Origin of the sequence: Salinicola lusitanus (assembly GCF_003206045.1) — a bacterium.
In the GTDB taxonomy this organism is placed as follows: Bacteria; Pseudomonadota; Gammaproteobacteria; order Pseudomonadales; family Halomonadaceae; genus Salinicola; species Salinicola lusitanus.
Genome location: NZ_PZJM01000004.1, coordinates 288,356 through 301,301, shown reverse-complemented (window position 1 = coordinate 301,301; position 12,946 = coordinate 288,356). Strand labels below are relative to the sequence as shown.

Here is a 12,946-nt window from a genome sequence, read left to right as displayed (position 1 = left end):
ATGACGACATTCGCAGATCGCCGTTGGACGCAGCTGCGCCTTTTCACCCCGGTCATGGGAGTCTCGCTCCCGATGCTGATGGCGCACGCCCCCATCGTGCAGGCAGACCTGGGGCAGGCCCGTACCGATTTCGGCGGCGTCGGGCTGATGCAGACGCCGACGGCACGCATGGCACCCTTGGGGGACATCTCCCTCAATCACAGCCATGTGTCGCCCTACCTCCGCTACAACATCAGCTTTCAGCCGATGGACTGGCTGGAGGCCGGCTTTCGCTACACGGCGATCACCAACCAGGACTACCCGGCCTCCAGCGATCCCGGGCGCGCCTACCTGGACAAAGGGATCGACTTCAAGTTGCGGTTACTCGAGGAGGACCGCAACACGCCAGCCGTGGCGCTGGGCTTCCGCGACTTCGGCGGTACCGGCCTCTTCGGCAGCGAGTACCTGGTCGCCAGCAAACGCTGGTACGACTTCGATTTCACGCTCGGGCTGGGCTGGGGCTATCTGGCCAATGGTGGCGGCATCGGCAATCCGCTGGGGGCGGTATCGGATCGATTCGACGAGCGCTCCACGGAGAACCCCGATGAAGCCGGCGACTTCGAGTTCGGCGACATCTTCAGCGGCGACGTCGGGCTGTTCGGCGGCATCGAATACCAGACCGGCTGGGAGCCGCTGACCCTCCAGCTCGAATACGATGGCAACGACTACCGGAGCGAACCGTTCGAGACCACCCTGGCGCAATCCTCTCCGCTCAATCTCGGGGCCCGCCTGAGCCTCAACGACAACGTCTCGTTGAGCGCCGGATGGGAGCGCGGCGACACCGCCATGTTCGGTATCACCTTCCGAGGCAATCTCGCCGGCCTTGCCCAACCCAAGACCGACGATCCGCGCCCGGTACCGATCCAGGCGGCACCGGAGCGGACCGCACAGGACTGGCAAGCCGTCAGTTCGGAACTGCAGGCCAATGCCGGGATGCGCGTGCGGCGTATCACCCGCGACGACGACGAGTTGATCGTCGAGGCCGAGGCGACAAAGTATCGCTCGATGCTGGAGAGCGAAGGCCGCGCCAATCGCATCCTCAACAACCATACCGCGGAAGATATCGGCACGTACCGCTACCGCTGGCAGACTGTCGGCATGGGACTGCGCGACGATGTCCATGATCGCCAGGCCTATCTCGACGCAGCCGGTTCCACGGCCTATGACCAGCAGTATCGCTACGGTCTGTACGCCTCGGCATTGACGCAACCCGGCGACACCCCTCCCGCCGGCGAGCTGCTCTATCAGAACGATCTCGATCAGTTCACCTGGAGCCTGTCGCCGGGCTTGAATCAGAACCTGGGAGGTCCCGACGGCTACCTCTATCAGATCTATGCCAAGCTCGACGCCGAATACCGCACCGACCCCAACGGCTGGTTCAGCGGCCGCGCCGCCCTGAACCTGGCGGACAATTTCGATGACTTCGACTACGTCGCCAATTCGAGGCTGCCTCGCGTTCGCACCAACATCAACAGCTATCTGGATGAAACCAGTCTCGGTATCTACAACCTGCAGTACACCCGCACCCTGCGATTCGGCCAGGACTGGTACGGTATGGCCTACGGCGGTCTGCTCGAGATGATGTATGCCGGCGCCGGTGGCGAAGTGCTCTATCGCCCCTTCAACAGCCCGGTGGCGTTCGGCGTCGACCTCAACTGGGTCAAGCAGCGGGATTTCGACCAGCGCTTCGACATGCGCGACTACGACACCTGGACCGGTCACGCCACCGCCTATATCGAGACCGGCATCGAGGATGTTCTCGCTCAGGTCAGCGTGGGTCGCTATCTGGCCAAGGACCTCGGCGCAACATTCGATCTTTCCCGCCAGTTCGATTCCGGGGTGCGGATCGGTGCCTGGGCAACGCTGACGGACGCCGGCGACGACTACGGCGAAGGCAGTTTCGACAAGGGGCTCTACGTCTCGATCCCGCTAGATGTCTTCTTCTCGGAATCGAGCCGCAGCAGCACGACCATCGCCTGGCAGCCGCTGACCCGCGATGGCGGCGCCCGTCTCGCCCGCCGCTACACGCTCTATGGCCTGACCCAGGATCGCGACATGGGTCACTACTGGAATGACTACGACAAGCTCTGGGAGTAGCGGCGGGCGACCTGCCAGCCTCGCTCTCGAACGGCGCCTCACGGGCGCCGTTCTTGCCTCGATCCGACGATCCGATATCCTCGCCGTGGCAATCATTGAGTGCCGGATCCGGCCGGTCCCGCCGACTCGTCCCGCTACAATGAGGCCGAGACGATGATCAGGACACGCCCTCATGCTCGACCCTCAGCAGTGCCGCAGTGCCCGCCTGGCCCGAGACGCCCGCTTCGACGGTCGCTTCTTCATTGCGGTGGAAACCACCGGGATCTTCTGCCGCCCGATCTGCCCGGCGACCCTCCCGCAGGAGCGCCACGTTCGCTACTTCGAGTCGGCGGTCGCCGCTGCCCGCGCCGGTTTTCGCCCCTGCCTGCGCTGCCGTCCGGACAGTGCACCGGACTCTCCCGCCTGGCAGGGGCCTCAGACCACGCTGGCGCGGGCCATTCGTCTGATCGATGCCGGCGCGCTGCAACAGGGCAATGTCACGGCGCTTTGCGACAGGCTGGGCATCGGCGAGCGCTATCTGCGCCAGCTGTTCCAGCGTCGGTTCGGGGTATCGCCCAAGGCGTACGCGATCTACCGCCAGTGCCTGTTCGCCAAGAAACTGCTGCACGAGACGACGTTGCCGGTGATCGATGTCGCCCACGCCAGCGGCTTCTCCAGTCTCCGGCGTTTCAACGACGCCTTCAGACGACAGATGGCGCTGGCCCCCAGCGATATCCGACGGCGCAAGCGCAACAGCGCCGCCCTGACCGTCAAGCTCGCCTATCGCCCGCCCTACCAGTGGGAGCGTCTGCGCCATTTCTATGCGCTTCACGTCATCGACGGCCTGGAGTGGGTCGACGAACATTCATTAGGGCGGACCCTGAGACAGGGGGAGACCACCGGCTACTTCGAGGCCAGGCACGACCAAGAACGCCACCAGTTCGTGGTCACGCTGGTCCTGAGCGAGCTCGGCGACCTCAGTGCCATCGTGGGTCAGATCCGGCGGATGCTGGACCTGGATGCCGACACCGCCACCATCGAAGCCCACCTCCAGCGGCATCTACCGGATCTACCGCTGGCCGAGGGGCTGCGCCTGCCGGGGTCCTGGAGCGTCTTCGAAGCCGGCATCCGTGCCGTGCTCGGCCAGCAGATCTCGATCGCCGCCGCCAATCGCCTGATCCAGAGCCTGGTCGACCACCTCGGGGAGACCGAAACCGGCGGACGCCGGCGCTTCCCTACCGCCAGCGCCATCGCCGCCAGCGATCTGGCTTTCCTGAAGCTGCCCGCCAGCCGCCGGGAAACCGTCCGGCGGCTGGCGAGCGCCCATGACCGGGGGGACATCGGCGACGACCCACGGCAGTGGCTCTCGCTCAAGGGCATCGGCCCATGGACGGCCAACGTGGTCGCCATGCGCGGGAACGGCGACCCCGACGTCTGGCTGGACGGCGATGTCGGTCTGCGCCGCGCGCTCGCTCGTCGGGAGACGCCCGTGGATGTCGCCTCCGCGTCCCCGTGGCGCAGCTATCTCACAATGCAGCTCTGGAACCAGATCCTATGAACACCGACTTCCCTCAGTACGACGCCCGTCTGCCGACGCGTCACGACGAATTCGTCCAGCGCTATCAACCGTCGGCCTCGATCCCCCTGGGCCCCATCGAGATTCGCGCCACCGCGCAGGGCCTGACCTGGATCGCTTTCTCGAAGACACCGGATCACGTCGACAACCCCAATGCCGTCACCGCGCAATGCGCGCGGCAACTGGAGGCCTACTTCCAGGGGGAGCTGACGACATTCGACCTGCCGCTGGCCCCTCGTGGCACCGACTTCCAGGCCCGGGTCTGGCAGGCGCTTCGGGCAATCCCCTATGGCCAGACTCGCAGTTATCGCGACATCGCCGTGGAGATCGGCGCCCCGTCGGCGGTCAGAGCGGTCGGCGCCGCCAACGGACGCAATCCGATCTCTCTCGTCGTCCCCTGCCACCGAGTGATCGGCAGCAACGGCAGATTGACGGGCTATGCGGGAGGTGTCGCCAGAAAACAGTGGCTATTGACCCACGAATCCGCTCTCGCCAAGCCATAATGGCAATACCTGCCCAACCGTTTCCGACGCTGTATCCGGAGAGTTTTCCGCGCAATACATCATGGAGATGTGGTCGAAAAAGGGGAGTAAAATCCAGCAATATCGGCCGGATTGGATAGTTCTTTACGCCAGCAAGACGAAAGTGCTATTCAGAAAATCCGGCAATGTCAACAAACGTGACATATCGGGTTGCATAGTCGACTAAGCATGAGAAGCGCCTTATTTATCGGTTACCTACCCCGAACCGAGGCAACGTCCATGCTGACCAATTTTCGACAAATCCGCATCAAGTACACGCTCGCGTTTCTCCTGATCCCTCTCGCCTTGATGATTGTCTATCTGGCCGACTACCGATTGATAGAATCTCTCAAATCTCGCATGCAGGAGTTTGGCGGCACGTTCAATGCCGCGATTGGCGATGTCCTGAACGGCGACCGCGATCTTTATCAGTCCAGAGTCGCCGAACTCGAATTCCTGCGGTCGACACCAGGCTCCGAGCGCGCCCGACAGGCGTTGGACGCGCATAGTGAAAACGCCCGCCAGGCCTGGGATCGCATCACGAATTTCCGGACCCTGATGGCCGACTACCCGGAGGTGGTCGCGACGACCGCCGGTGTGGATGACAAATACCGGAACTGGCTCGACGCCTCACGAAAGACTTTCGATCTTCACGCCAATGGCGACACCGCGGCGGCACGCGATCAGTTGGAAGGCGACTCCCTGACAGCCTTCGAGGAACTGCGCCTGATCTACGATCTTGCGGGGCAGCGTGCTTTCGAACTCATTCCCGAGCTGGAGTCCGCCGCGCTCTCCCGCGCCGACACCCAGGAAACCGCGATCATCGGGTTCGGTATCGTCGTCCTCGTGCTCTCGGTCTCTCTCGCCCTGGGCGGGCCGCTCCTGATGTCCCGAGCGCTTCGCCAGATCACCGCCCGCATCCGGGAAATCTCGGAGGGCGACGGTGACTTGACCGCCCGAATCGCCAGCCGCCGGCGAGACGAGATCGGCGATCTGGCAACCCAGTTCGACAATTTCATCGCCCGGATCGACAAACTGTTGCAGGGCGTTCGCAACAGCACCGCCTCGGTCAGCGTCGCGGCTGACGAAATTGCCCACAGCAGCGACGATCTCGCTTCCCGTACCGAGCAGTCGGCGTCGAACCTGCAGCAGACTTCAGCCTCGATGGAGCAGATCTCCGCCACGGTCAAGAACACCGCGGATTCGGCTCAGCAAGCCTCTCGATTGACCCAGGACACCGTCGACAACGCCAGGGCCGGTCAGAACACGATGCAAGCGGTGATCGCTACCATGGGCGACATACGGGATTCATCGAACCGGATCAGCGAGATCATCGCGATGATCGACAGCATCGCCTTCCAGACCAACATCCTCGCGCTCAACGCGTCGGTGGAAGCCGCTCGCGCGGGTGAGCACGGTCGTGGCTTTGCCGTCGTCGCTCAGGAAGTCAGAGTTCTGGCAAGTCGCTCCAGCGAGGCCTCCAACGAGATCCGCACGCTGATCGACACCTCCGTCGCCCACGCGCGCAGCGGTGCGGAGCTGGTGGACCGGGCAGGAAGCGCGATGCAGGACATCGTCAAGAGCGTTCAGCATGTCAACGATGTGATCAACGAGATCAGTGCCGGCACCAAAGAGCAGAGTATCGGCATTGGCCAGGTCAATACGGCCGTCTCCGACCTCGACAGCATGACCCAGCACAACGCCTCGATGGTCGAGCAGTCGCGCGCGGCGGCGGCAGAGATGCGCGACCAGGTACTGCGGCTGGACGAACTGCTGTCGGGTTTCAAGCTCAGCCAGACCGCACCACCGGCCAAGTCCAGCGCGCCCACGACGCCGGCGACGCCGAATCGGCACGCCATCACCACTGCACCGAAGGCCAGTCGGGCGCTGGAGTGGGAATCGTTCTGAGGGCACGGCGGCCCTGGCCGCCGTCCTGGAACGCACCGATCCTGCCATCAACAAGGAAGAAGCATGCCGAGACGCGCTCTGGTCATCGACGATGACGACGAAATCCGCACCCTGGCCGCGCATCTGCTCAGCCAGCGGGATTATCAGGTCGATGCCGTGGGCGGCCTCGACGAGCTGGCTCGCGGGCCCGAGAGAATGGCGGTCGACCTGATTTTGCTGGACTTCGCACTTGGCGAATTCGACGGTTTCGATGTCCTGCAATATCTTCAGGATCTGCGACTGGACGCCTCGATCGTGCTGTTGAGCGCATGCGCGGACGATATCGCCGATCGAGTCATCCAGGCAGGTCGCAAGAAAGGCCTCGGCATGCTGGGATTTCTGCCGAAGCGACGCTTGCCGACCGGCCTGGATCAACTGCTCGAACCCCTGGCGTCACGCCCACGACAATTCGCCATCGAGGATCTGGTTCGCGCTCTGTCACGCAACGAATTCTTCCTGGTCTACCAGCCGAAATTCGATCTGCGCCGGGAGCGCGTGACCGGCGCCGAGGCCCTGTTGCGCTGGCAAACCAGCGATCATGGGACGATCGCGCCCGATCTTTTCATCCCGCTCGCCGAACGTCATGGCTTCATCGTCGAGTTGACCTGGAGAGTGCTCACCCTGGCGTTCGACCAGCTTGCCCGGTGGCACGCCAATGGCTGGACACTGAACCTGGCCGTCAACATACCCTCGGCCTGGATCCAGTCCGCCGACGTATTGGCGTCGTTCGATCTGCTGGCGGAAGCCCGGGGAGCGCCGTTGCGTCACCTCACGCTGGAAGTCACCGAATCCACTGGCATCGAGTGCCTGAGTTACGCCGCCCATATCCTGCGGGGGTTACGCGAGCGTGGCTGTCGATTGTCGCTGGATGATTTCGGCACCGGCTACTCGTCGATGACGCAGCTTCACCGCCTTGCCTTCGACGAGCTGAAACTCGATCGCAGCTTCGTCTCCCGCGCCGACCAGGACCCTGTCGCCGAAGCAATCACCTTGTCGATCCTCGACCTCGGCCATCGGTTGCACATGAAGGTCGTGGCCGAGGGCGTCGAGACACAGACGCAGTATCAACTCCTGCGCCATGCCGGCTGTGACATCGCTCAGGGGTATTGGCTGGGCCGCCCGATGCCGGGATCAGCGTTCGAGACCTGGTATCGCTCGTCAAGCGTGCTCGCCGCCTCGGGCTGAGGCCTCCTGGGGCACCGTTGCCAACGGGATCGCGATGGCTCGGCGGGTGCGCTCGGCGCAGGCGTTCAACCGATCGACTTGCTTCTCGACATGACTCACACCTTCTGCCGTCGTGAACGCCTCGAAACCGGCCGCCAGCTCCGCCAGGCCGAGACAGCCCAGCGCGGCGGCGGCCCCTTTCAACGAGTGCGCTTCCCGACGGATCATCACGACATCGCCATTCCGGATGGCCGACCTCAAGGCGCCGATCCTGTCTTCCAGACGCAGGAAGAAACGGTGGTAGAGCGATTCGAGCGCATCCCTCGACAGCGAGGCCCGCAACTCCCGACAGACCGCGTCGTCCAAGAGCGCTGGCGGTTCGGCAATGCCTCCAGCCGGCCCGGATGGCAACGTGGCGCCATCGCTGCCGGTGCTCCCGCAGGTCGACCCCAGGTGCGTGAACAGTACCTGACGCAGCTCCTGACGCGTGAAAGGCTTGAGGATCACGCCCTGCATGCCACTGTCAAGGCAGCGCTGCCGATCCTCGGGCATCACGTTCGCGGTCATGGCGACGATCGGCAGGATCGGCCGGGGCTCCTGCGATCGCCAGCGCCGGGTAGTCTCGACGCCATCGAGGACCGGCATCTGCATGTCCATCAAAACCAGATCGAACGCCTTGCGATGTTCCCGCAGCAGGGCCAGCGCCTCACTGCCGTTCTCGACAATCGTGACGCGCTGGCCCAGTGCCTCCAGCATGCCGCGCGCGACCTGCTGATTGATGGCGTTGTCCTCGACGACGAGAATGCTTCGTTGAACCGGCACCGTCATTATCGGCAACGTGGCCACCGCCTCCACGGAGGAAACCTCCGGCAGCGGTATGCTCGCCCAGAAGCGAGTGCCATGGCCCTCGCGGCCAGCGAAACCGATCTCGCCGCCCATGGCATCGACCAGGCGCTTGCAGATCGCCAGTCCCAGTCCGGTCCCCTCGTGTCGCCGGGCGATGGAGGCATCGACCTGCGAGAAGGGAGTGAACAGTCGGGCTCGATAATCGTCGGGAATACCGCAGCCCGTGTCGCACACCTCGAACTGAATTCGGCACGCCTCGTCGTTGAAGACGTTCAGGGCGACCTGGCCTTCGGAGGTGAACTTGAAAGCGTTGTTGAGCAGATTCATCAACACCTGCCGTAGCCGGGTCACATCGCCGACGACATATCTTGGCAGTCGGGGTGAAAGCTCCCGGATGAAGGCAACGCGGGTACCGCAGAGTCGGTACTCTTCGTAGATCTGATCGAGAAATTCCTGGAAGTCGAAAGCGTGCCGATCTAGCTCCAGGCTCCCGCTCTCCAGCTTGGAGTAGTCGAGTATGTCGTTGATGATGACCTGAAGCCCGGAGGCGCTCTGCTTCAGCGCTTTCAGATACTGAAGTCCCCGCGTCGAGACGACCTCCGTGGACAGCAAGTCCGCCATCCCGACCACTCCGTTGAGCGGCGTGCGAATCTCATGACTCATGACCGCCATGAATTCCGACTTGCTGCGACTCGCGCGCTCGGCACGCTCGACGGCCTCATTCAGCGCCTGACGCTGGACTTCCAACTGCTGCAGTTTGTGATGGCGACTCATCGCCTCCCGAAAAAGGGCCCTGATCAGGATGGCACCCGATAGCATCGCCAATACGACCAGCGTCAACGCCAGGCCGTACAGCTGCATCATCTGGCGACGCTCGATCAGGCGACCGGAGGAGACCCTCGCATTGATATCGACCAGTAACTGTTGGGTCGACAACGTGATCACCTCCAGTCGCTGCCGGGGAGCGGGAAGTCTGGAAATCCGTTCGGTCCACGGCAGGCTCGACAAGGTCGCCAGCGTTCGATCCAGCACCACGATCTCGCGAGCGAGCTTGTCGAGATGCGATCGAGCATCCTTCACCGCCTCGATCGATCGACCGAGTTCCCCGCGTTGCAGGAGTGTCAGCCGGCTGTAGAAGATCTCGAAACGAAGCTGGACCGCCTCCCACTCTGCCTCGGAAGCCAGGGATGACAATCTTGTGGAGAGTTCTCGACCCTCGCGATCGAGCTGGTACGCGGCCCAGACCAGATTTTCGAGCAGGCGGCCGGCAACGGTGTGCTGCCGGGCGACGATGATCCCGCCGGTGACGAGGGTGCACGAGAAGAACAGCACGGCCGCGAAGGTCGCGACCCTGAATCGCCGAGAGAGCAGGGATTTGGCCGTTACGCCCGGCATCGGACTCGAGACCTCATTGGACCTCTATCCGCGTCACCTGCCAGACGGAGCGGGTGACGATGTCCTCGTTTTTCAGCTCAGGGTGGTCGTCGAAGGGATAGATCACGAATATCGGCCCATAGTCCCTGACGCGCAGCGGTTCCCCATTGGCCGTCAGCGCCAGCAGCACGTCATAGCGCTGCCAGTCACCAACGGGTATCGTCGCCGCATAATCGTTGAGGGCCACGACTCGCAGCGCGTCACCTCGGGCGTCGACCGCCTGCAGCACGGCACGGCCCAACGGGCCTTCGAAGGTCATCAGGCCGTCGTGCCACGGCGTGTGAGTCTGCGTGCGGCCCCCCGTCAGTGACTCGAGCATCGCGCGATCGAATTGGGCGGTATCGCCGACATTGGTCTTGCCGATATTGCCGGAGACCGTCAGCAGGATCGGACCACTCGGCTGCTCCAGCCCCCAGGCCGGCATCGACAGCGTTATGCCATAAATCAACAAACCGCCGATTGACCGTGTCAGTGCGCCCATTTAAGCCGATCCCCCGGAACTTTCGTCGATTATATTTCGAGTTTCTCGATCCAGACTGTGAACCTTTGTGACACTGAGGCAGACTGGTCCAAGCGGCGAATCACCATTCGACGGTCGAGGAACTTCATGACGACATCCATGCACATCGGCGTGCTGGAGGACGATCCGGATCAGCAGGCTTTCATTGAAATCTGCCTCGACGGCGCGGGCCACCGGCCACGGATGTTTTCCCGCGCCAGCGAATTCCGCCGAGGACTGAAGCAGCATCATTTCGACATGATGATCCTCGACTGGTATCTGCCGGATGCCAGCGGCATGGACGTGCTGGCGCAGCTTCGACAGCACGATGGCTGGCAGGGCCCGATCCTGTTCGTGACGGCCAACCAGGAGGAGGAGACCGTGGTCAAGGCGCTGGCGCTGGGCGCGGATGACTTCCTCGGCAAACCGCTGCGCCCACGGGAACTGGTCGCCAGGGTCAACGCGCTGGCGCGACGCGTCAATTCTCCCCAGCCCCGTGAACGCCATCGACTCGGCGATTACGAGCTCCACGCCAGCCAGCGCCAGGTGTCGCTGGCCGGGGAATGGATCCCGCTGACGGAAAGAGAATATCGTTTGGTCAGCCTGTTGTTCGCTCACGCTGGCGAACTGCTCTCACGAGCCCACCTGCTGGAAGTCGTATGGGGCCATAAAGGCGACATCGCTACCCGCACGGTAGACACCCATGTCAGCCGACTGCGGCGCAAGCTGGCACTGGACGGCCGCCACGGCGTCAAGTTGCAGAGCATTTACCAGCACGGTTATCGCCTCGACGTCCAGCTCGTCCATCCCTGACTCGCGCCGGGTGCGGCATAATTACACACCCGGGCGGTCAAGATTGGCGGCCAGACCGCCAGCGCGTAGAGTCCCCCTCTGACGACGGCGTCCTGGACGAGATATGACGCATTTCTGGCATCGCTGCTACCGCCCGCTGACCGCGCTCGCGCTGTTCGCCATGCTGATGGCGTTCACGGGCCCGTTGATCAGCCAGATGCAGCGCCTGATGGAGATGCCGGCCCACGGCGGCATGACGATGGCCACGTCCCATCACGCGGCGGCCGTCGACGATCATCGGATGCCATCGTCCACTCGGGGCATGAGCGCAGACGACCACTGGCACCTGGCCGCCTGCGGTTACTGCGAGCTGTTTCTCCACGCACCCGGCATCGCGCCGCCGCGTGTCACACCGCCGGTAACGCCGCCACCGTCGGCCGTACATCCGCTGGAGGTCATCGCCCCGCCGTCGCCGACGCCGGTCTATCCCCGCTACGCCTCTCGTGCACCGCCCCTGGCCTGAACCTGTTCCCCGCTCCGCGTGCCCATCGTGACCCGATGCGCATCGGGGTCATGTCACGCTCGTCCGACGACCGTCGTCGGGCGCTGCCATCCAGTCCAGGCCTGGAGTTCCCCCATGGACACCGTTTCATCGGCGGCCGATCGCCGCCAGCGCCCCTTGTGGGTTGCACTGATCACTCGTCTTCACTTCTACGTCGGCCTGTTCGTCGGGCCTTTCCTGCTCGTCGCCGCACTATCGGGGATTGCCTATGCGCTGACGCCCCAGTTGGAGAGCTGGCTCTACCATGACGCCTTGACCACCCAGAGCGAGGGCGAAGCACAGCCGCTGGCACGCCAGATCGCCGCCGCCCGGAGCGCCGCGGGGATCAGCGCGGCCCCCGTCGCGGTGCGCCCGGCGCCGGCGCCGGGCCAGACCACGCGAGTGATGTTCGACGACCCCAGCGTGGCGGAGTTCCAGCACCGCGCGCTGTTCATCGACCCGGTGACGCTGGCGGTACGCGGCGACCTGCCGGTCTACGGCACCAGTGGCGTGCTCCCGCTGCGCACCACCATCGATCAGCTCCACCGCAGCCTGCTGCTGGGCGAACCCGGCCGCCTCTACAGCGAACTGGCCGCCTCCTGGCTCTGGATCGCCGCGCTGGGCGGCGGCTTCCTGTGGTGGCGCCGCCGTCGGATCCGCCGGCAGGCGGCGGGACCGCAGCGCCTGCGCCAGCGTCACGCCACCCTTGGAGCGGTAGCGCTGGTCGGCCTGGTATTCTTCTCGGCGACCGGTCTCACCTGGTCGAAGTGGGCCGGCGGCAATATCGCCGAACTGCGCCACGCCTGGGGCTGGGGCACGCCGAGTGTCTCCACGGCGCTCCAGGGACAGGAGACCGCGGCCGCCGATCCCCACGCCGAGCACCACCACGGCGCGGGGGGGATGGATATGGGAGCGGCGCCGGTGACCGGTGCCGACTTCGACCGAGCGCTGGCGGCAGCCCGTCACGCCGGCCTGCTGGCGGGCAAGATCGAGCTGCAACCGCCATCGGCGCCGGATCGTGCCTGGAAGGTGCGCGAGATCGGTCGCGAGTGGCCCACCGAGGTCGACCAGGTGGCGCTGGACCCGCACAGCTTTGCGGTACTCGACCGCACCGATTTCACCACCTTCCCGCTGGCGGCCAAGCTCACCCGCTGGGGCATCGACCTGCACATGGGCGTGCTGTTTGGACTGCCCAACCAGTTGGCGCTGATCGCGTTCGCCTCGTGCCTCGCCACCCTGATCTGCTGGGGCTACGCGATGTGGTGGCGGCGGCGGGCCGCCGCTTCCCGGGAACCGCAGACCTTGACCGCCATTTTCCGGCTCATGGACGGGCGCTCGCGACTGGTCGCCCTCCTCGTTGCGGCCGCCTTCGGCTACGCCCTGCCGGTGATGGGCGCCAGCCTGCTGCTGTTCGTCGCCGTGGACTACCTGCGCTGGCGGGTTGGGGTCCGCCAGCAGCTGGCACAGACGGCCTGATCCTGGGCCCGTGGCGAGCGCCTGTGTTACAACAG

Annotated in this window: 10 protein-coding genes; 8 read left to right on the top strand and 2 right to left on the bottom strand. The window is 64.4% G+C overall.

The features are described from left to right. From DOM45_RS08580 to DOM45_RS08560, 5 genes are all read left to right on the top strand, one after another. Positions 1-2,136, top strand: coding sequence for a YjbH domain-containing protein (locus DOM45_RS08580; RefSeq protein ID WP_240612335.1), 2,136 nt, complete (start codon positions 1-3; stop codon positions 2,134-2,136). 172 nt (positions 2,137-2,308) lie between these two features. Continuing rightward, positions 2,309-3,673 carry an AlkA N-terminal domain-containing protein gene (locus DOM45_RS08575; protein ID WP_110599496.1) on the top strand — a complete coding sequence of 455 codons (1,365 nt, stop codon included), beginning with the start codon at positions 2,309-2,311 and terminating at the stop codon, positions 3,671-3,673. Continuing rightward, positions 3,670-4,194: a methylated-DNA--[protein]-cysteine S-methyltransferase gene (locus tag DOM45_RS08570; protein ID WP_110599494.1), complete on the top strand. Its 525-nt coding sequence runs from the start codon at positions 3,670-3,672 to the stop codon at positions 4,192-4,194. Before DOM45_RS08575 ends, DOM45_RS08570 begins: the two co-directional genes overlap by 4 nt. A gap of 258 nt (positions 4,195-4,452) precedes the next feature. Beyond that, entirely contained in the window at positions 4,453-6,120 is a 1,668-nt protein-coding gene (locus DOM45_RS08565) for a methyl-accepting chemotaxis protein (RefSeq protein ID WP_110599492.1), read from the top strand. 63 nt (positions 6,121-6,183) lie between these two features. After that, the gene (locus tag DOM45_RS08560) at positions 6,184-7,344 is read left to right on the top strand and encodes an EAL domain-containing response regulator (protein ID WP_110599489.1); all 1,161 of its coding nucleotides are present in this window, start codon (positions 6,184-6,186) and stop codon (positions 7,342-7,344) included. Here the strand turns inward: DOM45_RS08560 and DOM45_RS08555 are convergent. Further along, a complete protein-coding gene (locus tag DOM45_RS08555) occupies positions 7,318-9,564 on the bottom strand; it encodes an ATP-binding protein (protein ID WP_110599487.1) in 2,247 nt (748 codons plus the stop codon). The genes DOM45_RS08560 and DOM45_RS08555 overlap by 27 nt on opposite strands. Positions 9,565-9,577: 13 nt before the next feature. Further along, the gene (locus tag DOM45_RS08550) at positions 9,578-10,051 is read right to left on the bottom strand and encodes a putative pterin-binding protein (RefSeq protein ID WP_240612334.1); all 474 of its coding nucleotides are present in this window, start codon (positions 10,049-10,051) and stop codon (positions 9,578-9,580) included. Positions 10,052-10,210: 159 nt separating this feature from the next. Between DOM45_RS08550 and DOM45_RS08545 the strand changes: the two genes are divergently transcribed. From DOM45_RS08545 to DOM45_RS08535, 3 genes are all read left to right on the top strand, one after another. Beyond that, positions 10,211-10,915 (top strand): response regulator transcription factor, encoded by a 705-nt coding sequence (locus DOM45_RS08545; protein WP_240612333.1) that lies wholly within the window; start codon positions 10,211-10,213, stop codon positions 10,913-10,915. A 103-nt stretch (positions 10,916-11,018) separates the two neighbouring features. Then, positions 11,019-11,417 (top strand): DUF2946 domain-containing protein, encoded by a 399-nt coding sequence (locus DOM45_RS08540; protein WP_110599485.1) that lies wholly within the window; start codon positions 11,019-11,021, stop codon positions 11,415-11,417. 114 nt (positions 11,418-11,531) lie between these two features. Further along, complete coding sequence (locus DOM45_RS08535; RefSeq protein ID WP_110599483.1) at positions 11,532-12,911, top strand: PepSY-associated TM helix domain-containing protein; 1,380 nt, start codon at positions 11,532-11,534, stop codon at positions 12,909-12,911. Positions 12,912-12,946: the final 35 nt, after the last annotated feature.

Bases quoted from the DNA above. Each gene is read 5' to 3' on its own strand.
- DOM45_RS08580 (WP_240612335.1), top strand. From the start codon at position 1: ATGACGACATTCGCAGATCGCCGTTGGACGCAGCTGCGCCTTTTCACC.
- DOM45_RS08575 (WP_110599496.1), top strand. From the start codon at position 2,309: ATGCTCGACCCTCAGCAGTGCCGCAGTGCCCGCCTGGCCCGAGACGCC.
- DOM45_RS08570 (WP_110599494.1), top strand. From the start codon at position 3,670: ATGAACACCGACTTCCCTCAGTACGACGCCCGTCTGCCGACGCGTCAC.
- DOM45_RS08565 (WP_110599492.1), top strand. From the start codon at position 4,453: ATGCTGACCAATTTTCGACAAATCCGCATCAAGTACACGCTCGCGTTT.
- DOM45_RS08560 (WP_110599489.1), top strand. From the start codon at position 6,184: ATGCCGAGACGCGCTCTGGTCATCGACGATGACGACGAAATCCGCACC.
- DOM45_RS08555 (WP_110599487.1), bottom strand. From the start codon at position 9,564: ATGCCGGGCGTAACGGCCAAATCCCTGCTCTCTCGGCGATTCAGGGTC.
- DOM45_RS08545 (WP_240612333.1), top strand. From the start codon at position 10,211: ATGACGACATCCATGCACATCGGCGTGCTGGAGGACGATCCGGATCAG.
- DOM45_RS08540 (WP_110599485.1), top strand. From the start codon at position 11,019: ATGACGCATTTCTGGCATCGCTGCTACCGCCCGCTGACCGCGCTCGCG.
- DOM45_RS08535 (WP_110599483.1), top strand. From the start codon at position 11,532: ATGGACACCGTTTCATCGGCGGCCGATCGCCGCCAGCGCCCCTTGTGG.